This is a genomic window from Janthinobacterium sp. Bl 1 (assembly GCF_058215535.1).
The window spans coordinates 14,523-40,082 of sequence record NZ_CM177086.1 but is presented as its reverse complement, the minus strand read 5'-3'; the positions used below and the strand labels follow the sequence as shown (position 1 = coordinate 40,082).

22 protein-coding genes are annotated in these 25,560 nt (G+C 62.4%); 9 read left to right on the top strand and 13 right to left on the bottom strand.

What is annotated here, in order from left to right; all coding sequences use genetic code 11:
• Positions 1-201: 201 nt before the first annotated feature.
• The 3 genes from AC4BCN_RS00165 to AC4BCN_RS00155 form a co-directional block, all read right to left on the bottom strand.
• Positions 202-1,194 carry a porin gene (locus tag AC4BCN_RS00165; protein ID WP_490492289.1) on the bottom strand — a complete coding sequence of 331 codons (993 nt, stop codon included), beginning with the start codon at positions 1,192-1,194 and terminating at the stop codon, positions 202-204.
• 108 nt (positions 1,195-1,302) lie between these two features.
• Positions 1,303-2,616: a dicarboxylate/amino acid:cation symporter gene (locus tag AC4BCN_RS00160; RefSeq protein WP_128140565.1), complete on the bottom strand. Its 1,314-nt coding sequence runs from the start codon at positions 2,614-2,616 to the stop codon at positions 1,303-1,305.
• Positions 2,617-2,999: 383 nt separating this feature from the next.
• Positions 3,000-5,333: a catecholate siderophore receptor Fiu gene (locus AC4BCN_RS00155; protein WP_490492288.1), complete on the bottom strand. Its 2,334-nt coding sequence runs from the start codon at positions 5,331-5,333 to the stop codon at positions 3,000-3,002.
• A 294-nt stretch (positions 5,334-5,627) separates the two neighbouring features.
• Between AC4BCN_RS00155 and nudC the strand changes: the two genes are divergently transcribed.
• Together nudC and folE are read left to right on the top strand one after the other, a co-directional pair.
• Complete coding sequence (gene nudC, locus AC4BCN_RS00150; protein WP_128140563.1) at positions 5,628-6,461, top strand: NAD(+) diphosphatase; 834 nt, start codon at positions 5,628-5,630, stop codon at positions 6,459-6,461.
• Positions 6,462-6,537: 76 nt separating this feature from the next.
• Positions 6,538-7,104: a GTP cyclohydrolase I FolE gene (gene folE, locus AC4BCN_RS00145; protein WP_034754386.1), complete on the top strand. Its 567-nt coding sequence runs from the start codon at positions 6,538-6,540 to the stop codon at positions 7,102-7,104.
• Between the two features lie 46 nt (positions 7,105-7,150).
• Here the strand turns inward: folE and AC4BCN_RS00140 are convergent, their stop codons facing one another.
• Positions 7,151-7,969: an AraC family transcriptional regulator gene (locus AC4BCN_RS00140; protein WP_490493642.1), complete on the bottom strand. Its 819-nt coding sequence runs from the start codon at positions 7,967-7,969 to the stop codon at positions 7,151-7,153.
• A 194-nt stretch (positions 7,970-8,163) separates the two neighbouring features.
• On the opposite strand from AC4BCN_RS00140, the gene AC4BCN_RS00135 reads away from it, so the two are divergent.
• Positions 8,164-8,565, top strand: coding sequence for a hypothetical protein (locus AC4BCN_RS00135; RefSeq protein ID WP_490492287.1), 402 nt, complete (start codon positions 8,164-8,166; stop codon positions 8,563-8,565).
• Positions 8,566-8,625: 60 nt separating this feature from the next.
• On the opposite strand, the gene AC4BCN_RS00130 is transcribed toward AC4BCN_RS00135, so the two are convergent.
• Positions 8,626-8,991: a hypothetical protein gene (locus AC4BCN_RS00130; RefSeq protein WP_046683244.1), complete on the bottom strand. Its 366-nt coding sequence runs from the start codon at positions 8,989-8,991 to the stop codon at positions 8,626-8,628.
• 312 nt (positions 8,992-9,303) lie between these two features.
• On the opposite strand from AC4BCN_RS00130, the gene AC4BCN_RS00125 reads away from it, so the two are divergent.
• Positions 9,304-10,950 (top strand): methyl-accepting chemotaxis protein, encoded by a 1,647-nt coding sequence (locus AC4BCN_RS00125; protein ID WP_128140561.1) that lies wholly within the window; start codon positions 9,304-9,306, stop codon positions 10,948-10,950.
• Positions 10,951-10,954: 4 nt separating this feature from the next.
• Here AC4BCN_RS00125 and AC4BCN_RS00120 read toward each other — a convergent pair whose 3' ends face one another.
• Positions 10,955-11,380 (bottom strand): hypothetical protein, encoded by a 426-nt coding sequence (locus tag AC4BCN_RS00120; RefSeq protein WP_128140560.1) that lies wholly within the window; start codon positions 11,378-11,380, stop codon positions 10,955-10,957.
• Between the two features lie 179 nt (positions 11,381-11,559).
• On the opposite strand from AC4BCN_RS00120, the gene AC4BCN_RS00115 reads away from it, so the two are divergent.
• On the top strand, positions 11,560-12,258 hold the full coding sequence (locus tag AC4BCN_RS00115) for a glutathione binding-like protein (RefSeq protein ID WP_128140559.1): 699 nt from the start codon (positions 11,560-11,562) through the stop codon (positions 12,256-12,258).
• A 7-nt stretch (positions 12,259-12,265) separates the two neighbouring features.
• Here AC4BCN_RS00115 and uraH read toward each other — a convergent pair whose 3' ends face one another.
• Entirely contained in the window at positions 12,266-12,676 is a 411-nt protein-coding gene (uraH, locus tag AC4BCN_RS00110; protein ID WP_490492286.1) for a hydroxyisourate hydrolase, read from the bottom strand.
• A gap of 16 nt (positions 12,677-12,692) precedes the next feature.
• Complete coding sequence (locus AC4BCN_RS00105; protein ID WP_490492285.1) at positions 12,693-13,187, bottom strand: GlcG/HbpS family heme-binding protein; 495 nt, start codon at positions 13,185-13,187, stop codon at positions 12,693-12,695.
• A gap of 138 nt (positions 13,188-13,325) precedes the next feature.
• Here AC4BCN_RS00105 and AC4BCN_RS00100 point away from each other — a divergent pair, with 138 nt between their 5' ends.
• On the top strand, positions 13,326-14,036 hold the full coding sequence (locus tag AC4BCN_RS00100) for a heavy metal response regulator transcription factor (RefSeq protein WP_456147992.1): 711 nt from the start codon (positions 13,326-13,328) through the stop codon (positions 14,034-14,036).
• The gene (locus AC4BCN_RS00095) at positions 14,033-15,442 is read left to right on the top strand and encodes a heavy metal sensor histidine kinase (protein WP_490492284.1); all 1,410 of its coding nucleotides are present in this window, start codon (positions 14,033-14,035) and stop codon (positions 15,440-15,442) included. The genes AC4BCN_RS00100 and AC4BCN_RS00095 overlap by 4 nt, the downstream gene beginning before the upstream one ends.
• A gap of 111 nt (positions 15,443-15,553) precedes the next feature.
• Here AC4BCN_RS00095 and AC4BCN_RS00090 read toward each other — a convergent pair whose 3' ends face one another.
• The 3 genes from AC4BCN_RS00090 to AC4BCN_RS00080 all read right to left on the bottom strand — a co-directional run bounded on the left by AC4BCN_RS00090 (position 15,554) and on the right by AC4BCN_RS00080 (position 21,886).
• On the bottom strand, positions 15,554-18,892 hold the full coding sequence (locus AC4BCN_RS00090; protein ID WP_490492283.1) for a DEAD/DEAH box helicase: 3,339 nt from the start codon (positions 18,890-18,892) through the stop codon (positions 15,554-15,556).
• Between the two features lie 188 nt (positions 18,893-19,080).
• Entirely contained in the window at positions 19,081-20,787 is a 1,707-nt protein-coding gene (locus AC4BCN_RS00085; RefSeq protein WP_490492282.1) for a methyl-accepting chemotaxis protein, read from the bottom strand.
• A gap of 208 nt (positions 20,788-20,995) precedes the next feature.
• A complete protein-coding gene (locus AC4BCN_RS00080) occupies positions 20,996-21,886 on the bottom strand; it encodes a LysR family transcriptional regulator (RefSeq protein ID WP_490492281.1) in 891 nt (296 codons plus the stop codon).
• A gap of 112 nt (positions 21,887-21,998) precedes the next feature.
• Between AC4BCN_RS00080 and AC4BCN_RS00075 the strand changes: the two genes are divergently transcribed.
• Positions 21,999-23,180 (top strand): serine hydrolase domain-containing protein, encoded by a 1,182-nt coding sequence (locus tag AC4BCN_RS00075; protein WP_490492280.1) that lies wholly within the window; start codon positions 21,999-22,001, stop codon positions 23,178-23,180.
• Complete coding sequence (locus AC4BCN_RS00070; RefSeq protein ID WP_490492279.1) at positions 23,177-24,367, top strand: MFS transporter; 1,191 nt, start codon at positions 23,177-23,179, stop codon at positions 24,365-24,367. Before AC4BCN_RS00075 ends, AC4BCN_RS00070 begins: the two co-directional genes overlap by 4 nt.
• On the opposite strand, the gene AC4BCN_RS00065 is transcribed toward AC4BCN_RS00070, so the two are convergent.
• Both AC4BCN_RS00065 and AC4BCN_RS00060 read right to left on the bottom strand, forming a co-directional pair.
• On the bottom strand, positions 24,332-24,877 hold the full coding sequence (locus AC4BCN_RS00065) for a DinB family protein (RefSeq protein WP_490492278.1): 546 nt from the start codon (positions 24,875-24,877) through the stop codon (positions 24,332-24,334). The genes AC4BCN_RS00070 and AC4BCN_RS00065 overlap by 36 nt on opposite strands.
• 31 nt (positions 24,878-24,908) lie before the next feature.
• Positions 24,909-25,508: a MarC family protein gene (locus tag AC4BCN_RS00060; protein ID WP_034754361.1), complete on the bottom strand. Its 600-nt coding sequence runs from the start codon at positions 25,506-25,508 to the stop codon at positions 24,909-24,911.
• Positions 25,509-25,560 lie beyond the last annotated feature (52 nt).

Genomic DNA, 25,560 nt, shown 5'->3' with positions numbered 1-25,560 from the left:
TCGCATTTAAATATTGCGTAAAAAGAAAAAGCCGCCGGATATGCATCCGGCGGCCCACATTTCTATTTTACGGACATCTCAACGTCCGACAAAATCGTAGCGAGCGGCAGTGATTTGTGGCCGAGAAGCGCAACCGTACTTTAGTACGGTGAGCATCGCCGGCCGCAAAGCGCGCCGCGCAGTAGATTTTGGCCGACGTCCTTAGAACGTGTGGCGCATGCCGAGGTTAAAGCCGCTATTACCGGTGCCATCGTCCGTGGCATTGCCGACGGTGTAGGTGGCGCCATTTTTATTGCTGATGTGGCCGTAACCGGTGTACAGGTCGGTGCGCTTGGACAGGGCGTAGAAGGCGCCGATGGCCCACTGCTGGGCATCACGGTTGGCATTGCTCTTGTCGTTGTGGCGGATGTACGACGCGACCAGCTTGGTGGCGCCGAACGGTGCGCTGAAGCCGACCAGGATGTCGTTGCTCTTGCTGTTGTCGAGGGCGCGGTTGTCGGCGTAGCCGAAGTTACCTTGCACGACGCCAAAGTCGTAGCGTGTGGCCAGCAGAGTGTTGCGCGTTTGCTGGGTCGCCAGTGCATTTTCCTGGCGGTGATGCGTCAGGGTCACGTTCAGCGGGCCGTCGATGTAATGCACGGCGCCGCCCATGCTGCGGTTTTTCGAATTGTCGCCGGCGACTTCGCCAAAACCATACGCCAGGTCGGCCGACAGCTTGCTCCAGGTCGGCGTGGTGTATTGCACCATGTTGTCGACGCGGTAATTCGTCGCCATCAGGTTCGACGCCGTGCCGGCCAGGCCGATGACGAACGGATCGGCTACGTCGCGCAGGGCCAAATAGTACGGCGTATATTGGCGGCCCAGGGTGAGGGCGCCGGCGCTGCCGGTCAGGCCCACATACGCCTGGCGGCCGAACAGCCGGCCGCCCTGGCCCGAGGTACCTGTATCGATATTGAAACCGCTTTCCAGCACGAAGGTAGCGGCCAGGCCGCCGCCCAGGTCTTCCTTGCCTTTGAAGCCGATGCGCGAGCCCGAGGCGACGCCGGAAGCGACGCGGTTCAGGCGGTCTCCGGCCGCATCCTTGTCGAATACCAGGCCGGCGTCAGCCACGCCGTAGACGGTCACGCTCGATTGGGCCATGGCGCCGGTGGAGGCTGCGCCGAGGGTCAGCAGGGTAAACAGGACTTTTTTCATGAAAATCTCTCTAATAAGTTGGAATGACTACTGATCGCACTACCTGACTGCTTGTTACTCAACATGGACAACAAATAAATGGCCCGCTTGTGGCGGGCCATGGCGCTATCAGGCTTTGCTAGCGTGATCCGCTTCACCCCAATGGCTTTCCGTGTTCTGGCTGGCCGCGTTGGCCGCGGCTGCTTCTTCCTCGGTGGCAAGGCCACCTTCCCACTTGGCGACGACAGCCGTGGCGACGGCATTGCCGACCGCGTTGGTGGCCGAACGGCCCATGTCGAGGAATTGGTCGACGCCCATCAGCAGCAGCAAGCCCGCTTCCGGAATATTGAACTGGTTCAGGGTAGCGGCAATCACCACCAGCGAGGCGCGCGGTACGCCGGCCATGCCTTTCGAGGTCAGCATCAGCAGCAGCAGCATGGTGATCTGCGTGCCGATCGACAGGTCGATACCGTAGGCTTGCGCGATGAACAGCACGGCAAAGGTGCAGTACATCATCGAGCCATCGAGGTTGAAGGAGTAGCCCATCGGCAGCACGAAGCTGGAAATCTTGCGGTCCACGCCGAACTGGTCGAGCGCCGTCAGCAGTTTTGGATAGGCCGCTTCCGAGCTGGCCGTCGAGAATGCCAGCAGGAACGGTTCGCGGATCAGGCCGACCAGTTTGAAGACGCGCGGACCGATGACGATGAAGCCGGCGCCGATCAGCAGTGCCCACAGGCACATCAGGCCCAGGTAGAAGCCACCCATGAACTTGGCAAACGTGACCAGCACGCCGAGGCCGTGCGTGGTGATGACGGAAGCCATCGCGGCGAACACGGCCAACGGGGCCAGGTTCATGATGGTGCCGGTGATGCGCAGCATGACTTGTGCCAGCTGGTCGACGACGGCCGTCAGGGTCTTGCCCGATTCGCCCAGGCCGGCCAGTGCGCCGCCGAAAAAGATCGAGAACACCAACACTTGCAGGATTTCATTGTTGGCCATGGCCTCGATCGGCGACTTCGGCACCAAGTGCGTGAAGAAATCTTTCAAGGTGAAGGCGGCCGTTTTCAAATTCGTCGAAGCGTGTACGTCCGGCAATGGCAAGCCGAGGTTGGTACCCAGCTGCATCAGGTTCGACAGCACCATGCCCAGCGCCAGCGAGACCAGCGAGGCAACGACGAACCAGCACATGGCTTTCAGGCCGATGCGGCCGGCCGTCTTGCCGTCGCCCATGTGGGCGATGCCGACCGTCAGGGTCGAGAACACCAGCAGCGCAATGATCATCTTGATCAGGCGCAGGAAGACGTCGGTGACGATGGAAATATTGCCAGCGATCTGAGCGCTGAGCTTGGCATCAGGGAAAGCGGTGTTGCATCCATAGCCGACAATAATGCCGAGGACCATGGCAATCAGGATGTACAGGGTTAATGGCCGTTTCTTTTTCATTTTGACTCCTCCGGTGAAACGCCGCTGTGAGCGGATTATTGATAGCGAGCAACTCAAGCTTGGAGTCAATATTTCTCAAAAACAAGCCCTTGCGTGCTAGCGATTATTTGCAGCAAAACCTGTACATAGCAAAGGATATGCCTGAAATCGGCATTTGGCGCATAACTTCTTAAGTTGTTGATTTAAGGAAGCTTTTTTGTTGTCAGGATGTTGCAACTTCGCGTGCTTGCGCGAAATATTGGACGCGGCGGGCCATCGCTGTATGACTTTTCATACGCTAGTCGCGGCAGGGCGGCGGTGCGTCAAAAAGACAAGATTATCAGGACAATAAAAAAGCCCCTCCGAAGAGGGGCTGATGTTGCGCAATGCGTGTTCTATTGATGTTAGAACTTGATATTGGCCGTCAGGCTGAACGAACGGGGCTGGCTTGGCGTGTAGCGGAAGCCGGACTTGTTGATGGCCGCCACATAGGTTTTGTCGGCCAGGTTGTAGGCATTCAGCTGCAAGTCGAGGTTCTTGTTGACCGGATACGTTGCCATGGCGTCGAAGACCCAGTAAGCATCCACGCGTGCCGGCGTGCCGACGGCGCCATCGGTGCCGCGCAGCATTTCACCCACGTAACGCGCGCCGCCACCGATCTTCAGGCCAAACGGCAGGGTGTACGAGGTCCAGCTGGTGAACGCCTGTTTTGGCGTGTAGCTGAGGTTGTTGACGCCGCTGGCCGTGACGACCTTGCCCGACTCGACCTTGGTATTCATGCGGGTGTAGCCGGCGCTGACCAGCCAGTTTGGCATGATCTCGCCCACCACGCCCAGTTCCAGGCCTTCCACGCGTTTCTTGCCGGTCTGGTAATAAATGGTTGGGATCACGGGATCTTGTTCCACTTCATTCTTGACCGTGGTCTGGTAGACGGCGGCCGAGAACGACAGTTTTTGTTTCAGGAAGTCCCACTTGGTGCCGATTTCCTTGGTGATGGTTTCCTGCGGGTCATAGCTCGGATTTTGCGCGCTGCTGGCGCCCGTGCTCAGGGCGAAGTTGACGCCCGGTGGCGCTTTCGACGTGGCCAGCAAGGCATATACGCTGCTGTCCGGCGTCGGCTTGTACATGGCCGAGACCTTGCCGTTGGCCAAGGTGTCGCTCAGGGTCAAATGGGTAGGAATCGGCGTGCCGACGGGCAGCTTTTGCACCGCCTGCGCAGCTACGGCCGTTTGCAGGGTGACGGCGTCATACGTGGTGTTGAAATGGTCGAAACGCACGCCGCCGTTGAACAACCACTTGTCGCCGAACTTGATGGTGTCGAACACATACAGGCTTTGCGTGTTGACTTCGCCTTCGGTGAAGGCGCCGCTGCGCACGGGGTTATGGCCGGTAACCGGGTCGCGCGGGTTCGGGTTGTACAGGTTCGCTGCCGGCAAGGTGCCCAGGGTGGCGGGCACATAGCTGTAGTTGGTCTGTTTTTCGCTGGTGAACTCGGCACCGGCCACCAGGGAGTGCTTCAGCACGCCCGTGTCGAATTGCGCGCTGACCACGGTCTGGTTGGTCAGGATCGTGTTTTCCTGGTCTTTCACGGTGCGCAGCGAGCGCGCCAGGGTCCAGGTCGACGGATTGTTGGCGCCCGCTTTCTTCAGGTTGGCGGTGTTGCCCATGAAGGCCGTCAGCAGGTAGTCCTGCTTGGTCTTGCCGTAGCGCGTGGTGTTCTGGATTTGTACGTTAGGCGAGAAATCATGGTCGATGCGCAAGGTGCCCATGTCGGCCTTGATCTTGTCGTAGTCCGAGGTGGAGCCATAGAAATTCTTCGGATCGACCTTGGCTGCGCTGTTCAGGTAAGTGCGGATGACCGGGTTTATCTTCGTCGGGACGTCCGGTGTCGAGTAGCCTGGCAAGCCGATGGTCGGCACGCCGCCGTCGGGCACGTTGTCCTGGTCCACATGCAGGTAGCTGGCCGTGATGCGCGTCGGCTTGCCGATGCCGAAGGTGACGGTGGGCGCGAAGGCCCAGCGCTTGTTCTTGACTTCATCGCGCGCCGCGTTGCCGCTGTCCTGCGTCATCAGGTTCAGGCGCAATGCCGTGCCGGTATCGCTGTCGAGGACGCGGTTCCAGTCGGCCGTGGCGCGTTTCTGCTTGCCGCTGCCCGCCGTCAGCAGCGAATTGAATTTGTTTTCCATGGTGGCCGTCTTGCTGACCAGGTTGATCGAGCCGGTCGGCGAACCGCGGCCGCTGTCCGTGCCCGCCGGGCCCTTCAGCACGTCGATCTGTTCGATGTTGAAGACGTCGCGCGAGATGGAGCCCACGTCGCGCACGCCATCGACATAGATGCTGCCCGACGAATCGAAACCGCGCATGTAGACGGCGTCGCCCGTGTTCGTGTTGCCGTTTTCACCGAGGAAAAAAGTACCTACGCCTGGCGTGTTGCGCAGCGCGTCCGTCAGGGTCAGCGCACCTTGCTGCTCGATCAATTCCTTCTTGATCACGACGATGGTTTGCGGCGTATTGACCAGCTCTTCAGTGTATTTCGGCGACGAGGCTTTTTCGGCCTTGAAATCATTTTCCTTGGAACCAATGACCTTGACTTCGTTCAGCATTTGCTGCGATGCCGGGGCACTTTGGCCGGCCGGGTCGGCCGCCTGGGCGGCGACGGGCAGCAGCATCACGGCCAGGGCGGCGCCGATGTGCTGGTTGAAACGGGTGGGGGCGTGTTTGCGGCTCTTGATTGCCATCTTGCTCTTTCGAAAAGGTCAGGGTAGTGGTTCCTGGCTGGCTCTGCGCCGCAGTGCTTGGACACGCGGGCAAGTGGCTGGCGATGGAGACGGAATAGGCCACATTGTAATAACTGGGCGCTATTTCGTAAATGAGAATCGTTATCAGTATCATTTACGCAACGGATTGGGCGTGCCGCAAAAAAAACAGTGTCATGGCTGATGAATGCTTGCTTTGCGGCCCGGCCGCTGCTATGCGCGCAAGCGTCCGCCGGCGGGAGTATGATGAGCAACCTTTACAAATTTCCTTTCAGAATGCTGCAGACTCCCGATGCCTTTGTCCCCCTGATCGATGCGCCCGAACCGGCCCCGTCCGCCACGGATACGCTGACGTTTGTCTTTCACCGCGGGCGTTTGTTGTTGCGTACGCCCGAGTTATCCCTGCCCACGGCCGCCGAGGCGGCCGCGCTCGATATCGACCTGAGCCGCGCACAGCCCGTGGGCTTGTGGCAGGGCCGCTATTGCCAGACGGTCTGGACCGACGAAGAGTTGCCACCGGGTGCCGGCCTGGCCTGGCACGGCATGCGCTCGCTGTTCAATGCCGTCGACGACGCTTTCCTGGGTCTGGCCAGCCGCGCCGTGCAACTGGCCGAGTGGGCGCGCACGCACCGCCATTGCGGCGTGTGCGCCACGCCCATGCAGCGCACGCGCGGCGAACGCTGTTTCACCTGCGCCGCCTGCGGCATGCTCGCGTATCCGCGCATTTCGCCGGCCATGATGGTACTCATCCGCAAGGGCGAGCAGGTGTTGCTGGCCATGCACAAGCACTCGCCATCGCAGCGCTTCAGCCCGCTGGCCGGTTTCCTGGAAGCGGGCGAATCGATCGAGGAAGCCGTGCACCGCGAGGTGATGGAAGAGGTGGGCTTGCGCGTGCACAACCTGCAGTACTTCATGAGCCAGTCCTGGCCGTTTCCCCATTCGCTGATGATCGCGTTTACGGCCGATTACCTCGATGGCGAGATCCGCCTCGACGAGAACGAGATTGCCGAAGCGCGCTGGTTCGGTCCCGGCGATGCATGGCCGGAAGCGAGTTCGAGCGTGTCGATTTCCGCGTTGCTGGTCGGCGCCCACCGTCCGCCAACGGCATAGAAAGCCGGGGCTGCTCGGGCAGCCTGCCGCATTTTCTATATACTGGCGGCAATTGAAAATTTTAGGGTGGTGTAGCATGTCTCAAGAAGAATTCTCCGAAAACGACTGGCGCCGGCTGATCAGCAGCTTTGGTGAAGATCCGCAGCGTCCTGGCTTGCTGGAAACGCCGGCGCGCGTGGCCAAGGCGTGGAAGCACTGGACGTCCGGCTATGGCCAGGATCCGGTGGACTTGCTGAAGGCGTTTGAAGATGGCGCGGAACAGTACAACGAGCTCATCGTCGTGCGCGGGATTCCCGTCTACAGCCATTGCGAACACCATCTGGCGCCGTTTTTCGGCAAGGCCACCATCGGCTACGTGCCCAACGGCAAGATCGTCGGCCTGTCGAAATTGACGCGCCTCGTCGATTGTTTCTCCAAGCGCCTGCAAGTGCAGGAACGCATGACGATGCAGATCGCCAATGCCTTGATGGAAGTGCTGGAACCGAAATCGGTGGGCGTGGTTGTACGCTGCCGCCACCTGTGCATGGAAAGCCGCGGCATCCGCACGCCGGGCGAAGAAACCATCACCTCGGCCATGCTGGGCGAGATGCAGCCGAACCTGGCGCTGCGCACGGAATTTCTGGCACTGGCGCGTGAAAGCTGATTGTTCAGCGATGTTGCGTGACGAAGGCGGCAGATGCCGCCTTTTTTCATGATCTTCCCGATTCCCGCTCCGCCAGATAACGGGCCGGTGGCTTGCCCGCGGCCTTGCGGAACATGGTGACGAAACCGCTGGTGTTTTCATAACCGAGTTCCATCGCCACCGCTTTTACGCTATGGCCTTGCGCCAGCCGTCGCAAGGCCAGGATGACGTGCAATTGCCGGCGCCAGCGGCCCACGCTCATGCCCAGTTCCTCCAGTGACTGCCGGGTCATGCTGCGTTCGCTCATGCCGATGCGGCTAGCCCACTCGGCCAAGGTGCTTTTATCGGCGGGCTGCGCCAGCAGCAGGGCGGCCAGGCGGCGCAAACGCGCATCGCGCGGCATCGGCAGATGCAAGTCTTCCACGGGCGCTGCCGCCAGTTCATCGAGCAGAGTGAGCACCAGGCGTTCCTGCGCGCCATGCAGCGCGGCCAAGGTAGGAAAAGCGGCCGCCTTGGCGATCAGTTCGCGCAGCAGGGGTGAAACGGCCACGGTACAGCAGACGGTAGGCAAGGCCGGCGCCATGGCCGGCTCGACAAACAGGCAATAACATTGGGCCTCGCCCACGCCCTGCGCTGAATGCATCAGGCCGCCTGGTATCCACACAGCGCACTGGGGCGGCACGATCCATACGCCGCTGTCCACCTCGCAATGAATCACGCCGCGCGTGGCATACAGCAACTGCCCCTTGCGGTGCTGGTGCGGCGCCTGCTCGGCCTCCTCAGGCACGCTGGTCAGACCCACGGCAAGCAGCGGGCGCAACACGCCATCGACGTCGAAATCCATGAGGGAGGCGCCGGCGCCAAGGCCCAGCTCGGTGGTGAGCATGCTGGGTTGTAATGGATGAGACATGGGTGCATTCTGGCTGGATTGAATAATATTGTGGCTATTTTATGCAATGACGCGCAGCACCGCCAGCGCTATCGTATGGGTATCCGCAGCCCCGCTTCAACGGCAACCGCCGCCGCCAGTGTTCTGATGAAGGTAAGGAGGAACGGCAACCCCTTGAAGGAGTCATCACCATGCAGCTTGATCTATCCACTTTCCCCCTCGTCTGGATGCGCCGCGAGGCAGCGCCTGTCCAGCCCGATATTCTGTTTGCCCAGTTCGACGCGCTGCTGGCGCGCCGCCAGGCGTTTGTCATTCTCAGCGAGGAAGGCTTTGACGAGGATGGGCACGAACACCCGCAGGAAGAGCGCAAGCGGGCGTCACTTTGGATGAAGCAGAACAAGGCGGCCATCCGCGCGTATATCCAGGGCATGGTGCTGGTCGAACCGAGCGCCGCCAAGCGTCTGGCCGGCAAGGCTTTTGCCGTGATGTTCGGCAAGTTCTGGGGTTATCCCCTGCATTTCGGCACCAGCCGCGACGACGCGCTCGACATCGCCCAGCATTTGATCAAGGCGTGGCTGCCGCCCCAAAAATGATCTGACAAGGCTACACAACGCCTGACAAAACCGACGCGCAGCAGGTTTGGTCAGGTGTTCCTAATAGCGATAATCGTTAATAAAATGCTTGGTGAAGTTGTACTTGCTGCCGCCGTCGAGCAAGTCGACCAGGCGCTTCGGCGCCGAGGCCGACATGAAGGCGTCGGCGGCGCCGCCCGTGCTGCGAAATTTCATGCCGGGGCTGAGGATCTGATTGGCGCCGATTTTCAGGTGCTGGAAGCTTTTCGTTTTCTCATTGTTGAGAATGAAATGCAATTCCTGCTTGAAGGTCAGGAAGGGGATCTTCAGCCACCAGCCTTCGTCCGTGCCATAGCTGGCGACGCTGGCAAAATGCGTGTTCTTGTCCGTCAAGGTGGGTTTGCCCAGGCGGTCGTTGATGCGTTTCATGGCTTCATTCTTGGTCATGCTGTGCTTTCGTGATTCATGTTATATCCGGCGTGCATTTTGACACAGGCACGCCACCCCCGCCTGCCTTGCCGCCCCTATCTGCATGCTTTTTTACTGCAATGCAGCATCAATTCTCATCAATTGTCGCAACGCATTAACAACACCCGGCAAAAATCATTGCTTTCCAGCATTGTAAATATCGGTATTTCAAGCGTATGCTGGTGTCGTCTGAACGGTGCCGTCCGAGCACCGTCGCCGCCGCATTCCTGGCCTGCCGGGCTGGAAGCGGACCACGCCTTTCCGCCGCACATAGATAGTTGGAGACACAGCATGAAGAAATTGACGTTCCAGCAGAAGTTATGGATTCCCCTGATTTGCAGCCTGTTGTGCATCACCGTTATTTTTGTCTATAACGCCCTGGAAGTGCGCAAGATCCGCATCGAAGAACGCAGTGCCGACCTGAGCAATGCCGCCGACCTGGGCCTGGGCGCCGTCAAGATGTTCGGCGACCTGGCCGCCAGCGGCGCCTTGACGAAGGAAGAAGCGCAAAAGCAGGCCACGGCCGTCATCAAGAGCATGCGTTTCGGCGAGACCGGTTATTTGTCCATCATCAACCTCGACGCCGTCGTCGTGATGAATCCTGCCGCGCCGCAAACCGATGGCAAGAACATGTCGGATTTTAAGGATGCCAACGGCACCTATCTGTACCGCGACATCGTGGCCGTCGGCAAGAGCGATACGGGCAAGGGCTTCGTCCACTATTATTTCCCCCGCCCCGGCCAGAAAACCCCCGAACCGAAGATGAGCCGCGTGGTGGCCTACAAGCCGTGGAGCTGGACCATCGTGGTCGGCGTGTACATGGACGATATCGACGCGGCCTTCCGCCAGTCGCTGCTGACCTCGCTGGGCGTGCTGGTGCTCGTGTGCGGCTTGCTGGCCGCCGTCGTCGTGGTGATCAATCGCAGCTTGCGCCATGCGCTGGGCGGCGATCCCGAGTATGCGGCCGACGTGGCGGAAAAGATCGCGAATAACGATTTGAGCGGCGTCGTGCGCACGCATGCCAACGACCGCCACAGCGTGCTGTACGCGATGAAAACCATGCAAACCAACCTGGTCGATGCGATCAGCGAAATCCGCCACAGCGCCGAGACGATCGCCACGGCGTCGAGCGAGATTGCCAGCGGCAATATGGACTTGTCGGCGCGCACGGAAATGCAAGCCAGCTCGCTGGAAGAAACGGCGGCCTCGATGGAGGAATTGACCTCGACCGTGACGCAAAACGCGGGCAATGCCGTGCAGGCAAATGAACTGGCGCAGTCCGCTTCCGCCGTGGCACGCCAGGGCGGCGCCGTGGTGGCGCAAGTGATCGGCACCATGGACACCATCAACGCTTCGTCACGCAAGATCGTCGACATCATCGGCGTCATCGATGGCATCGCCTTCCAGACGAATATCCTGGCCTTGAACGCGGCCGTGGAAGCGGCGCGCGCCGGCGAACAGGGTCGCGGCTTTGCCGTCGTGGCATCAGAAGTGCGTAATCTGGCGCAGCGCTCGGCCGGTGCGGCGAAGGAAATCAAGGAGCTGATCGGCGCTTCCGTCGACAGCATCGCGGCCGGGAGCACGCTCGTCGCACAGGCGGGCACGACCATGGATCAGGTGGTCGCTTCCGTTTCGCGCGTGACCGACATCATGGCCGACATCACGGCCGCCTCGCACGAGCAAAGCACGGGCATCGGCCACGTCAACCAGGCGATCACGGAAATGGATAGCGTGACGCAACAAAATGCGGCACTGGTGGAAGAGGCGGCGGCGGCAGCGTCGAGCATGCAGGACCAGGCGGCCGTGCTGGCGCAACTGGTGGCGCGTTTCAAACTGTCGGCGCAGGAACCGGGCACGGCGCCGCGCCTGGCGGCCACTTCGGCTGGCGCGCCACGCGCCGTGGCGAAAAAGCCGTTGCGCAGCCTGGCGGCGCGCTAGAGTTCTACTGGGCTGGTGCCGCCACTGGCGGCGCCGGTTCGAATTCCAGCTTGTCATCGACGACCACGAATTGCCCGACCGGCTGGCCCAGGTCGGCTTTCGGGTCGTTTTCCATTTCCGTCAGTTCATTGCAGGTATTCGTTTCCGCCTGCCACAACTGCTTGCCCATGCGGATGTTCCAGATGCCATCGCCGGCCGCAAACAGCTCGACTGTGATGTCGGCCGGCGCATCCGTCGACAGCGTATGCAGACGCTGGCATTGCGGCAGATTCGTCGCCATCAGCTGCACTTCCACGGTATCTTGCCAAAAATAACGTTGCTGGCGGCGCACGGTCAGGGAATGGTCTTGCCCATCGAACATGTAGATGGCGAAGTCCTGGACACAGCCTGACAGCAGGACGGACAGCGTGACGATCAGGAGTTTGCGCATGGTCGGCTTTCTTTGTTTTGTGCTCGGGAATGTCGGGATGCCTGCGTAACGGCGCGAGTGGGTGCTTGCGCCGCCTTGTTTTTCGCTTACGTGGCATTATATCCATGCATATCAGTTGCGGCGCGACAATAGTTATGCCAAGTTCGCCTGCCCCTACTTATCTACCTGGAAAGACCACGATGATCGACCTGTATTACTGGACCACGCCCAACGGGCACAAAGTGACGATGTTCCTGGAAGAAGCGGGCATCCCATACAACCTCATTCCCGTGCATATCGGCAAGGGCGAGCAGTTCAAGCCCGAGTTTCTCGCCATCGCGCCGAATAACCGCATCCCCGCCATCGTCGACCAGGCGCCGGAAGATGGGGGCGCGCCGCTGTCACTGTTCGAGTCGGGTGCGATTCTGCAATACCTGGCCGAGAAAAGCGGGCAATTCCTGCCGGCCGACGTGCGGGGACGTGCCGAAGTCATGCAATGGCTGTTCTGGCAAATGGGCGGCCTGGGCCCCATGGCCGGGCAAAACCACCATTTCGTGCAATATGCGCCCGAACCGATCGACTACGCCATCACGCGCTACGTCAACGAAACGAACCGGCTATACGGCGTGCTGAACAAGCGCCTGGCGGACCGTGCATTCGTGGCAGGCGACAGCTATTCCATCGCCGACATGGCGATCTATCCGTGGATCGTGCCGCACGAACGCCAGCGCCAGAAGCTGGAAGATTTCCCGCACCTGGCGCGCTGGTTCGCGGCCATTGCCGCCCGCCCCGCCACCGTGCGCGCGTATGCGCGGGCGGCGGAAATCAATGTGCAGCCGACCGTCAGCGGCGACGCGAAAAGCGTGCTGTTCGGGCAGACGGCGAAGACGGTGGCCTGAGCAACGGTTAATTGCCCCGGTACGTGGAAAAGCCGAAAGGGCTGAGCAGCAGCGGAATGTGATAGTGCTGCTCAGTCTTTCCCACGTGGAATTGCACGGGAATTTCCGGGAAGAAGGTTTCCTGTTTCAGGTGCGCATAGTGCTCGCCTGTCTTGAACACGATGCGGTAGTCGCCCGCCTGCATGGGCGCATCCACCGGATACATGGCCGCGATGCGCCCCTGCGCATTCGTCACGGCACTGCCCAGTTGTTGCCAGCCTTCACCGTTCTTTTGCTCCAGGGTGACCGTTACGCCGGCCGTCGGCTGTCCGCTCTGCAAGTCGAGAATGTGCACGCTCAAGGGACTGGCGGCGGCCAGGGCCATGCTGGACAGGCTGGCGAAGGCCAGGGCGGCGGTGATTTGTTTCAGTGTGCTCATCGTCGTATCTTTCAGTTTAAAGGGTAGGGGAATCGAGTTCAGGGATGGCGGCCAGGGCGGCATGGGCGCAGGCGCGGTCTTGCAGGGCGCCGCCGCCTCCGGCCACGCCGATGGCGCCGACCACTTCTCCCTTGGTTCGCAAGGGCAGGCCGCCGCCCAGCAGCAACAGTTCCGGCACGGTCGTCAAATTGGCCATGTCGGGATTGCCGCGCGCGGCCACGGCCAGCGCCTGGGTATCATTCTTGGTGGACAGGGCCGTGTAGGCCTTGCGCCGGCTGGCATCCGTGTTGTGCGGCCCAACGCCATCGGCGCGCTGCACGGCGACAATATTGCCGCCACGATCGAGCACGGTGACGACGATGTGCCGTCCTTGCGCCTGGCATGCGGCCATGGCCGCGTCGGCCAGCTTGTTGGCCGCTGTCAGCGAGAGGTCATCGACCTTGCGCAGCTGAGCGTGGGCTGGGCTGGCCAGCAGGCACAGCAGGGTACTGCCGAGTAACAGGGTTTTCATGTGGCTGTCCGTTGAGTAAAGTGACGCCAGTATGGCCAGTGTTGCCCTACGAGAAGATGATCGCTGCATGACATTTTTATCATCCGCAGCGGTTTGCACGCGGCGTAAAATGGTTCTAACTTCCCACAGAAAGTACCCATGCGCATCCTGGTAATCGAAGACGAACCGAAGACGGGCGACTATCTGCTGCGCGGCCTGGCCGAGTCCGGCTTTACGGTGAGCCTGGCGCGCAATGGCCGCGACGGCTTGCATATGGCAAGTACGGAGTCACCCGATCTCATCGTGCTCGACGTCATGCTGCCCATCATGGACGGCTGGCAAGTCTTGCGCGCGCTGCGGCTGCAAGAGGGCGGCGCCGACGTGCCCGTGATTTTCCTCACGGCGCGCGACGAAGTGCAGGACCGGGTCAAGGGGCTGGAACTGGGCGCCGACGATTACCTGGTGAAACCATTCGCCTTTGCCGAACTGGTGGCACGCATCCGCACTTTGCTGCGGCGCGGGCCGCCGCGTGAAGACGACGTGATCCGCATCGGCGACATGGAAATCGACGTGATGAAACGCAAGGTCAGCCGGCAAGGCCAGCGCATCGCCCTGACGGCCAAGGAATTCGGCTTGCTGCATCTGTTGGCGCGGCGCCAGGGCGAGGTCTTGTCGCGCTCCATCATCGCCTCGCAAGTGTGGGACATCAATTTCGAGAGCGATACCAACGTCATCGACGCGGCCATCCGCCGCCTGCGCAGCAAGCTCGACGACCCGTTCGAGCCCAAGCTGATCCACACCTTGCGGGGCATGGGCTATGTCTGCGAATTGCGCGCGCCTGCCGTGGCTGACAGTGGCACCGCTCAATGAAGCTGGCGCAACTCCGCCGCTCGCTGACCCTGCGCGTCACGCTCGTGTTCGTACTGATCGTGGCGCTCGTGTCGGCCGGGCTGGGCATGCATTTGTACCGTTCATTTGTCGCGGAAATCGAGCGCCGCGACGATATTTTATTGCTGGGAAAACTGCGGCAGATCCAGCAATTGCTGGGCAATGCGGGCACCCTCGACATCATCCGCGAGCGGCCTCAGTATTTCCGCGACACCATGAGCGGGCAAGAAAATTCGCTTGTCCGCATCGTGCGCGCCGATGGCACGCGTTTGATCGATGTCAATCCGAACGGCGAGACGGTGGCGCATCCTGTTCCTGTCGCCGTCGATGCGCCCGTGACGGACAGCGACATCGTCAGCTGGACCAGCCGCGACGGTTATCCCGCACGCGTGGTGGCGGCCAGCGCGCGCATCGGCGACCCGGCGCAGATGGCCGACATCTCCGTCGCCCGGGTCTACGGCGACCGCACGGCCATGTTCGCCGCCTACCGCTGGCAGATCGTCGTCTCGGTGGCCGTCAGCGCGCTGGTGGCGGCACTGTTGGCGAGCCTGATGTTGCTGCGGGGACTGCGGCCACTGCGCAATATCGCCGCCCATGCGGCCCTCGTGCGGCCGGGCAAGCTGGAGCAGCAACTCGATGCGCGCGGCGCGCCGACGGAACTCTTGCCGCTGATCCACGCCCTGAACGCCATGCTGGCGCGGCTGCAGGAAGGCTATGCGCGGCTGTCGCAGTTTTCCGCCGACCTGGCGCATGAATTCCGCACGCCCGTCACCAATCTGCTGGGACAAAGCCAGGTCATGCTGGCCCGCCCGCGCAGCGCACACGAGTATGAACAGCTGGTGTCATCGAATGTGGAAGAGCTGGAACGGCTGTCGCGCATGATCGACAGCATGCTGTTTCTGGCGCGCGCGCAGCAGGATGAAATGGTGCTCGTCAAGCAAGTCTTGCCAGTGCAGGACGAATTCTTGCGCCTGGCCGATTTCTTTGAGGGACTTGCCGAAGAGCGCGAGCTGGCGCTGGCTTGCCACGGCAGCGGCAATGTGACGGCCGAGCCGCAACTGCTGCGCCGTGCGCTCGGTAATTTGCTGTCGAACGCGATACGCCACGCGGCGCCGGGCAGCACGATACTGCTGCGTTCGCATGCGACGAACGAGGGAGTGGAACTGAGCGTGAGCAACCTCGGCCCTGCCATCCCCGCGCGCCACTTGCCGCACCTGTTCGAGCGCTTCTACCGCGCCGATCCGGCCCGCAGCGACTCGGCCGCTTCCACAGGCCTGGGCCTGGCCATCGTCACAGCCATCATGCAGTTGCATGGCGGAAGCGCGACCGTGGCATCGGACGCGGCCGCCACGACGTTCACCCTCGTTTTCCCCGCTGAGAACGCCTGATAAAACCGTAGCGAGCGGAAGAGAGTTGCTGTCGAGAAGCGGAGCTGTGCGAATGCACAGTGAGCATCGGAGACGGCAAATCGCGACGCGCAGTAGGTTTGATCAGGTGTTCTACCCCATCTCCACCAAAAACTCATGCATGCCCGTATGCGGCAATTGCGCGCACGCGGGCGCGAAATGCGGCAACTGCCCCCACAGCAGCGGATTGCCGACGATGTACACATAATGCTGCGCGCGCGTCAGGGCGACGTTGAGCAGGTTCGGCGTAGCCGCCGCCCACTGCGCGGCGCCCACCGTGCTGTCGTCGGCGCCGAGGACCAGCATCACCACACTTTGCTCCTTGCCCTGGAAGGTATGCACGGTGCCCACCATCTGGCTGCTCCACTGGCGCAATTCGCGCGCCGTCGGCGCCTTGCCGTAGCCGAGGCGGCGGTCCCAGTCCATGTCGATGATGCGCGAACGCAATTCGTTGCGCACGGCCTTGAATGGCGTGATCACATACATGTCGGGCAGCTTGCCGTCGCGGCGGTACAGTTTTAGCAGCACTTCCAGCACGAAATCGAGTTGCACGGGCACGACCTGCTTGTAGCTGACGGCGCCGATGGCGTCGATCCAGCAGCTGGGGCCTTTCGTGAGACCCCGCGCGCCGGCCGGCGGCGTGCGCTCAGCCAAGCCATAGACCATCTTGTCTTCGTAGGCGATGCTGTTGGCCAGCGAGAACATCGGCTCCACGCAGCGGCGGTGTACGCGCAAGGGGCTGCCGATCCACAAGGGCTGTGCGCTGCCGGCGCCGACAGACGCACCATAGCGGTTGGCCTTGTCGGCCAGTGTCTGCACGGAAACGGAGGTTGGCGCATAACTGCCATCCTGCGTGTGCGGCGACAGGGCGGACAAGGTTTGCACTAGGCGGCCCGGCACCGTGAACACGGGCTCGATCTGCAGCGGATCGCCCACGACGACGGCGCGCTTGGCGCGCCACAGGCTGCCCAGCGCCGCTTGCGGCACGGCCTGGCCCGCTTCATCGATGAACAGCCAGCCCAGCGATTCGGGACCCATGCCCTGGAACTGGCGCGCGAACGAGGCAAACGTTGTCGACACGACGGGCACCACCATGAACAGGCTGTGCCAGACCATGGCGATATGCGACTGGTCGTAGGCGCGCTTGTTTTTCAGCAATTTGGACACGGCCAGCAAGTTGCCACCAAAGCCGGGTCCGCCTTTCTTTGCCACTTCCGCCAGCCATGCCTCGTGCAGGGCCAGGGCCTTGGCGAACAGGCGCGAGCGCAGGCGGGCCAGGGCCGGTTCATGCCACAGGCCGCCAATTTGCAGCGCGTCACCATCGAGCTCGTCCAGGGTTGCCGGCGCGGCGATGGTGGGGAAGCGCATGCGCGCGCGGCGCAGCAGTTCCGTGCTGTCATCCCATTCGCGCTGGCGCGATTGCGCCGTGCGCAGGGCGATGTGCAGGCTGTTGCGGGCGCGTTCGCAGCGTGGCTCCAGCTCGCCCTTCAGCAGCAGCTTGATGGCGGACACATCGCGCGCAGCCTGGCGCTGCGCCTCGGCATTGGCCACGACGGCTTCCTTGTAGGCGCGGGCCGGTGCCGTGCGGAACAGGCGGGCAAAGAAGCCGGGCTGCGTCAGCGCCACCAGGCGTTCCTCTTCCAGCAATTCCTTTTTGCTGGCAAGCAGGGTGTCCTGCTGCGCCAGCGCATCGGACAGGGCGCCATTCGCCGCATCCATTTCTTCTTCGGCAGCAATCAGCGCTTGCTGGCTGGCCTGCATGAAGTCGGCTTCCGTGCACGTACCCACGGCTTGCCACAGGGCCGCGTACTGGGCGTGCTCTGCCAGCGCCTTTTCCACCACGTGTTCCGTCTCGCGGAATTCGCGCGCCGCCTGGGCGAAGCTCACGCCCTGGTGGCTGGCCAGCCACTGGCGGATATTTTGCGCATTCGGCGTCTTGCGCGCCGTGGTCTTGTCCCAGTCGTCGTCATAGAAATTGCTGACGAAGCGGCGGCGGTTCGCGCTATTGCCCAGCGCGCAGGACATCAAGCCCCATGGCGCTTCCGCTTCGCCCAGGGCGCGGTTGGCGCCATTGCCATCGGCCACGACCCGGCGTGCCACGCTTTCAAAGTAGCGTGCGCGCGCCCATTCCTTGCCCAGCTGCTTCGGTTTTGGCAGGTCGCCGGAAATGTTTTCCACGGCCGCGTTATTCGACGAAGCGACGACCATTTCAAAGCCCGTCAGTTCCGGACGCAAGCGGGCGATGGTGATCGGGTCGCGCACGCCTTCGAAGGCCACGGCCACCTTGCCGATGAAGGCGTCGCCGGCGCGGTCCAGGCAGGACAGCACGCTGGCCCGGCGCACGATGTTGTCGGCAAACAATTCACGCAACAAGGTCGTCTTGCCTGTGCCCGGCGGGCCATTGACGGAAAAGATGCCCCGTTCGCTCAAACCCGTACGCGCGCCGTGGATGGCGAACTGCTGCATCAGGCTCATGGCGTAGCTGGCGTCTTCCAGCCAGTGTCCCCGGTTCATATTGCCTGGATTGAGCATGGCGGCCAGCGCCTGGCGTCCGGCCGGGCTGTACAGGTCGATGCGCTCATCCTGTGCCAGCGGCGTCAGGTAGGCGGCGACCGTCGCCGGTAACTTGCCGCCACGCAAGGCGCGGATGATCTGTTCCAAGTCATCGAGGTAAAAACTGTTGAGGATATCGATCGATGGTTCCACCGCGTCGCCAAAGTCCAGGCTGCGATTCTGGCTGGATTCAAGCGCATCGGTTTCCGTGACCGCTGCGCGTTTCTTGCGCGTGCGCAATTCCAGCACGGCCAGCGGCTGGCCGGCGGACGGGTGGAAGCCGGCCCAGTCGCGCAACAGGTCGGCCAGGGCCGCGATTTCCATGCCGGACAGGGGAGACGAGACATTGCCCGCCTCGTCCGTCACTTGCTGTGGCGTGCGGCTTGCCGCGAAGTTGCGCAGGCTGTCTTGCAGCGCCAGCTGGCTGTCGCTGAAGGCGTCCAGGCTCAGGCCCGACCAGTCCGGCGTGCGGGCGCGGCCCAGCGCCCACGGCAAGGTCGACACGGACACGGGATCGAACTGCGGCTCGCCCAGCGCATTGAGATTGAGGCGGGCAAAGCACGAGCGTCCCAGCAACTCTGTTTTTTCTGTTTCGGCAATGTTTTCCGGGCCGGTGGCCGGCGGACAAGCCTTGTTGATTTCGGCCTTGTCGAACACGCCAAGGAACAATGAGAAGCCGTCGATCTCGCGGTCGGACGGTACTTGCCATTGCGTGGCGAACTGCGGTGGCAATTGCGCCAGCTGTTCGCGGTGCAGGAGACGCACGGTGGACTGGTCTTCAACGTCCGTGATTTGATTCAGGTCAAACGGGATAAAGAATTCGATCTTGTGCCAATACTCCAGGATAGCCAGGAGGCGCTGCTGTTCTGCCTGATTCATGATGACCAATATTTTGTAAAGCGAGCGAGGATTGTAAAGCGTATGCGCGGTGCACGTTTTGCACTTTTGTCTATTGCGCGGGCTTTGCGGCAAAAAAAAGTGGTATTGGCAGACGAAAAAAAGCCAGGCAGCAACTTCCTGCCTGGCTTTCCCCCGTTGCGATGTTGCTGAAGGTTAAAACTCGTGCATTAAAACTCTTCCCATTCGCTCTCTGCAGCCGCATTGCTGCGGCGTGCCGGCGCGGCCGCGACGGCCTTGCGCGCTGGCGCTGGCTTGGCTACGGGGCGTGCGATGGCGGGGGCGGCTGGTGCCGTGCGTACAGGCGCCAGCTTGGCCGCGCTGGCGACATGGTTGCCGGTTTTAAAGAAGCCGACCACGTGCGCCAGTTCGCCCGCCTGGTCCTGCATGCTTTGCGAGGCGGCCGCCGCTTCTTCCACGAGGGCCGCGTTTTGCTGCGTCACTTCATCCATCTGGGCAATGGCCATGTTGATCTGTTCGATGCCGATGGTCTGCTCGTGCGTGGCGGAGGTGATTTCGCCCATGATGTCGGTCACGCGCACGATGCTGTCGACGATGTCGCCCATGGTCTGGCCCGCTTCATTGACGAGGCGCGAACCCGTGTCCACGTTGGCGACGGAGGCGGCGATCAATTCCTTGATTTCCTTCGCTGCGCCAGCCGATCGTTGGGCCAGATTGCGCACTTCCGAGGCCACGACGGCAAAACCGCGTCCCTGTTCACCCGCGCGCGCCGCTTCGACGGCCGCGTTCAAGGCCAGGATGTTGGTCTGGAAGGCGATGCCGTCGATGACGCCGATGATGTCGACGATCTTGCGCGACGAAGCGTTGATCGTACCCATGGTGTCGACCACTTGCGAAACGATGCTGCCGCCGCGCACGGCCACTTCGGACGCGCTTTTCGCCAGCTGGTTCGCCTGGCGCGCATTGTCCGCATTCTGCTTCACGGTCGAGGTCAGCTCTTCCATGGCCGACGCCGTTTCTTCCAGCGAGCTGGCTTGTTCTTCCGTGCGGGACGACAAGTCGAGGTTGCCGGCGGCAATTTCGCTCGATGCCGTGGAGATTGCATCCGTGCCGTTGCGCACTTGCGCCACCACGCCCAGCAGGCTGGTGTTCATGGCTTTCAGGGCGCCCAGCAGGCGGCCCGTTTCATCGCTGGAATTGACGACGATGTGCGACGACAAGTCGCCCGAGGCCACGGTTTCGGCCACGCTGACGGCTGCATTGATGGGCTGGGTAATCGAGCGCGTGATGATCCACGCAACAAAAGCGCCCAGCAGCACGGCCAGGCTGCCCAGGATAATCATGGAGGCGCGTGCGCTGTTGCTCAGCGTTTCGGCTTCCGTTGCCGCCTGCGCCGCCTGCTCGCCTTCATACGCGACCAGGCTGTCGAGCGCGCCCAGCACGCGTTTCAGGCTCGGCGCCGCTTGCTGCGTCAGGAAAGCGATCGCTTCTTCCGTCTGGCCCGCATTGCGCAGCTCGATGACCTTGTTGTTCAGCGGTGCGCCCGATTTCAGGGCCGCGTCCAGCTCGGCCATCAAGGCCGTTTCCTTGTCCGTCGAGATTTTCTTTTGCAAGGTTTCCTTGGCGGCGCCGTATTTCTTGCGCGCTTCGCCGATCTTTGCCAGTTCCGCCTGTACCAGTGCTTCCGTCGGCGCCACCACAATGCTCGTGATCGCCAGGGTAATGTTGCGCACGTTGTCGCTCATGGTATTGGCGGCCGCCATTTTGACGTTCTTGTCGGCCACGATGTCGTGCGTGCGCGCGCTCAGTTGTCCCATGGAATACAAGCCGACGAGCAAGACGGCGACCAGCAGGCCGAGGACGACAGCAAACCCGATCCCGAGCCGGGTGCCGATTTTGAATTGTGTGAGTGACATGATTGCTTTCGTATTGCGGAAGTGAGGGAAAACATCGGACAGGCCGGGGCTACGGGTTTATACGTAGCGGCGGCCAGCCTGTAATTGTTCCTCAAAATTCCGCACTGCAATACAAAAACTTGTATCAAGTCCGTGAAAAGCTGAAAAACTGGTAGCAACTTGACTAAGTTGTCGTGTGGAAACAACGAGCGCGGCGCTGGATGCGGGTTCAGCTTTCCGGAAACACGTGGGTGGCGAGGAAGTCGATGAAGGCGCGCAGTTTCGGCGTCAGGTGGCGGCTGCTGGGCCACAGGATGCGGAAGGCGCCGTCGTGCTGGCGGTGCGCGTCCAGCACCGGCTGCAAGCGGCCCTCGGCGAGTGCGGCGCGCACGGCAAAGTCGGGCAGGGCGGCGATGCCCAGGCCGCTTTCCGCAAAGTGCAGCAAGGTGTCGACATTGTTGCAATTGAGCAGGGCTGGCAAACCGGCCGCGTGCAGGGCCTGCCACTGGGGCAGGGGCCAGGCCTCGACCTTGCCGCTGCTGGGAAATTTGTACAGCAGGCAAGTGTGATGTACGAGGTCGGCGGGAAGCAGCGGCGTGCCGTGCTGCGCCAGGTAGGCGGGCGCGGCCACCAGTTGCAGCTGAAACTGGCCCAGCTGGCGGCTCATCAAGCGGCTGTCGGCACTCTCTCCCGCGCGCACGACGGCGTCGTAGCCTTCCTCGATCACGTCGACCCGGCGGTCGCTGAAGTCGAGATCGAGCTCCACCAGCGGATAGGCGCACGCGAACGCGGCCAGCACGGGATTGAGCAGGCTGCCCACCTGCGGCAAGCTGACGCGCAGCCGGCCTCGCGGCGCGCTCTTGCTGTTCGATAACTCCAGTTCGGCCGCTTCGATCTCGCCCAAGATGCGCCGGCAGCGTTCCAGGAACACCGTGCCTTCGCTGGTGAGCGCGATGCTGCGCGTGCTGCGGTGAAACAGGCGCACGCCGAGACGCTCTTCCAGCCGCGCGATGCTCTTGCCCACGGCCGAGGCGGAAATACCGAGCACGCGGCCCGCCGCGACAAAACTGCGCGTTTCGGCTGCCTGCACGAAGGCCGTGAATCCCGCCAGGTTATCCATGTCGATCCTTTGATTGCGGATGCCAACGTCCGCACAGACAGAAACTATAGCCTGTTTTTCTTTGATCGCGCCTGCCTTACCTTGGCAGCCTGATCATTTGAAAGGCTACGCCATGATGTACAACTTCTCTCCTGCGGCCTTGTCCGCCCGTATCGATCCCTTGCTCGATGCAGTCTTGCAGCAGCAGCGCCTGGTGGGTGCCGTCGTGCTGGTACGCCAGCGCGGCAAGGACGTGTACCGCCGCGCGGCCGGCCACCTGGACCGCGAGGCGGGTACGCCCATGGTTGAAGATGCCGTCTTCCGCCTGGCATCCGTCAGCAAGCCCATCGTGTCGATGGCCGCGCTGGCGCTGGTGGGGCAGGGCCGGCTGGGTCTGGACGATCTGGTGACGCGCTGGCTGCCGTATTTCGGGCCGCGCCAGCCGGACGGTATGGTGGCGGCCATCACTGTGCGCCACTTGCTCACGCACACGGCCGGCCTCGACTATGGCTTCTTCCAGCCACCGGGAGGCGCGTATGCGCAGGCCGGGGTGTCCGACGGCATGGATGCGTCCCGCATTTCCCTGGAGGACAACCTGCGCCGCCTGGCTACGGTGCCGCTGGCGTATGCACCCGGCGAGCGCTGGGCATACTCGATTGCCACCGATGTGCTGGGCGCCATCATCGAGCAGGCGGCCGGCATGCCGCTGGCGCACGCCGTGGAATACCTGGTGACCGTGCCGCTGGCCATGCGCGACACGGGTTTTGTGGCTGCCGACCCGGCGCGTCTGGCCGTCGCGTACGCGGACCGGGCAGCGGGAGAATCCCTGCCGCGCCGCTTGCGCGATGAGGGTGAAGACCATCTGCCGTTTCTCGATGGCATGGCCGGGTTTGTGCTCTCTCCGGCGCGCGCCCGCGACGCGCAAGCGTATCCATCGGGCGGCGCGGGCATGGTCGGCTCGGCGCCAGATTTCATGCGTTTGCTGGAAGCGTTGCGCCAGGGCGGCGCGCCCCTGATGCCAGCCGGTCTGGCGCAGCAGATGGGCACGAGCCAGACCGGTGACTTCGATTTGCCGTTCTGGCCGGGGCGGGGCTTTGGTCTCGGTTTTACCGTGTTGACGGATCCGCTTGCCGCTGTCACGCCGGAGTCCGTGGGTACGTGGCGCATGGGCGGTACATATGGCCATTCGTGGTTTGTCGATCCGGCGCAGGAATTGTCCGTGGTGGCGTTTACAAATACGGCACTGGAAGGCATGGCGGGGCCGTTCGTGGCGGAACTTTGCCAGGCAGTGTATGGCGCCAAGGAAACGCCATGACCCGCCCGCACCCGATCGTCTTCCTCGCGCTGGGCCTGTTCGGCGTGTACTGCATCGAGTTTGGCGTGGTCGGCATCTTGCCGATGATCATGCAGCGCTACGGCGTGACGGCCGCGCAGGCGGGTTCACTGGTGAGCCTGTTCGCCCTCGTGATCGCCGTGGGCGGCCCCTTCCTCGTGCTGCTGGCCACGCGCTGGCGCCGCAAGCGCGTGCTGATCGTTTCGCTGCTCGTGTTTGCGCTGGCCAGCGTGGTGTCGGCGTATGCGCCCCGCTTCGAGCTGCTGCTGGCGCTGCGCATCGTGCCGGCCCTGTTTCATCCTGTGTATTTCTCGTTGGCGATGGTGGCGGCCGCCGCCCTGTACCCGCCGCAACAGGCGGCGCGGGCCGGCGCGCATGCGTTCACGGGCACCAGCATGGGCATGGTGCTGGGCATCCCGCTCACCACGTGGATCGCCGCCCAATATGGCTACGAGGCATCGTTCCTTGCCTGCGCCCTCGTCAATGCCTTGGCGGCGCTGGGGCTATATCTGTTCCTGCCCGACACGCCGCAGGAAGCGCCAATGGCATATGGACGCCAGCTGGCCGTGCTGCGCAAACCGGCCCTGTGGCTCACCATTGCCGCCGCCGTGCTCGTGTTTGCCGCCATGTTTGCCGTGTATGCCTATGCGGCCGCGTATCTGCAGCAAGAAGCGGGCTTGTCGGCGCGCCAGACGGGGCTGGCGCTGGTGATGTTTGGTATCGGTGGCGTGGCGGGCAATCTGTTCGCGGGGCGGCAGCTGGGCACGCACGTGCTGCGCACGGTGCTGCTACAGCCCGTGCTGCTGGGGCTGGCGTACTGGCTGCTGTACCGCTATGCGGGCAATGGTATCGGCTGGGCGCCCATGGCGGTGCTGTTGCTGTTCTGGGGTGCGGCGCATACGAGCGGGCTGATCGTCACGCAAGTGTGGCTCAGCAGCGAAGCGCGCGAGGCGCCCGCGTTCGCCATCGGCGTGTATATCGCCGCCATCAACCTGGGCGTGACGGTGGGCGCGCTGGCGGGCGGCATCGCCATCGAGTCCTACGGCATGCAGGGGGCGCTGGGCTGCGGCGCGCTGCTGGGTGTGCTGGCGCTGGCGGCGATTGCCGGGAAAGCGTGGTTGTACCGCGCGCCGTCAGTCGGCAAGATGGTTGGGGATGCGAAACAGTAAATCCGTGTCGCTAATGTCCACGCCCGCTTGCGACAGCAGGGTGCTGGCCTGGCCCCGGTGATGGGTCTGGTGGTTGAAGAAATGCATGAGCAGGCTGAAAAATTCGCGCCGGTTCGGGCCCTTGCTGTTGCGGTAGTCGAGCAGGTGGTCCAGGTCTTCTTCGCGGATGGAGGAGGCCCAGTCGATGATGAGCTGGTCCAGCCATTGCCGGTGCGCGTGCATGGCGGCAAAATCCTCGGCCGCGAACAGCGGGTGCGTGAGCGACGCGGGCGGCGTGATGGCGCGGATGGGGTCGAGCAGGGGGAAGCCGGCCGGGTGCTTCGCATAGCGCTGCAGCCACAGGGTGTCGCCCACCATCACGTGATTCAGGGTGGCCAGCAGGGAGCCAAAAAAGGCGCCCCGCTCGCGCTGCAGTTCTTCCGCCGGCAGGCTGGCTGCCGCCGCATAGACCTTGGCATTCATCCACTGGTTGTAATCGGCCATCAGGCAAATGTGGGCGCAACGGCTCATGCTGGACTCCTTCAGTGGATGAATGCTGATGTTAAACGGATTTCAGGAATGCGCGTATGCCGGCGAGCAGCATTTCAATGGCCATGGCCGTCAGGATCAAGCCCATCAGGCGCTCGAATGCCGTCATGACCCTTGGACCGAGCGCACGCTGCAAGCGTTCGGCGCACAGGAAGACGGCCAGCCAGACGACGGCCACGGCCGTCAGCCCCGCCACGTGGGCGATCACTTCGTTCATTTCATGCGAGGAAAACAGCAGCACGGTGGCCAGCGCCGACGGGCCGGCCAGCGCGGGGATGGCCAGCGGCACGATGAACGGTTCGCCGCCCATCTCGTGGTCGCTATTGCCCGCGTTTGGCTGCGGAAACACCATGCGCATGGCGATCAGAAACAGGATCACGCCGCCGCCGATGCGCAGCGCCACTTCCGATAATTGCAAGGCGTTCAGGAAATGGCGGCCGAAGAACATGAACAACAGCAAGATGCCAAAGGCGATCATGCACTCGCGTACCACCACTTTCCAGCGCCGCTCGATGGGCACCCGTTTCAGGGCATTGACGAACAGGGAAACGTTGCCGAACGGGTCGGTGACGAGCAAGAGCAGGATAAATGTCTGGAAGAAATTCTGTGTCATGGTGGTGTGGAGCTGAGGTCAACACCGCTGCCAGGATGGGCGCGGTGCGATA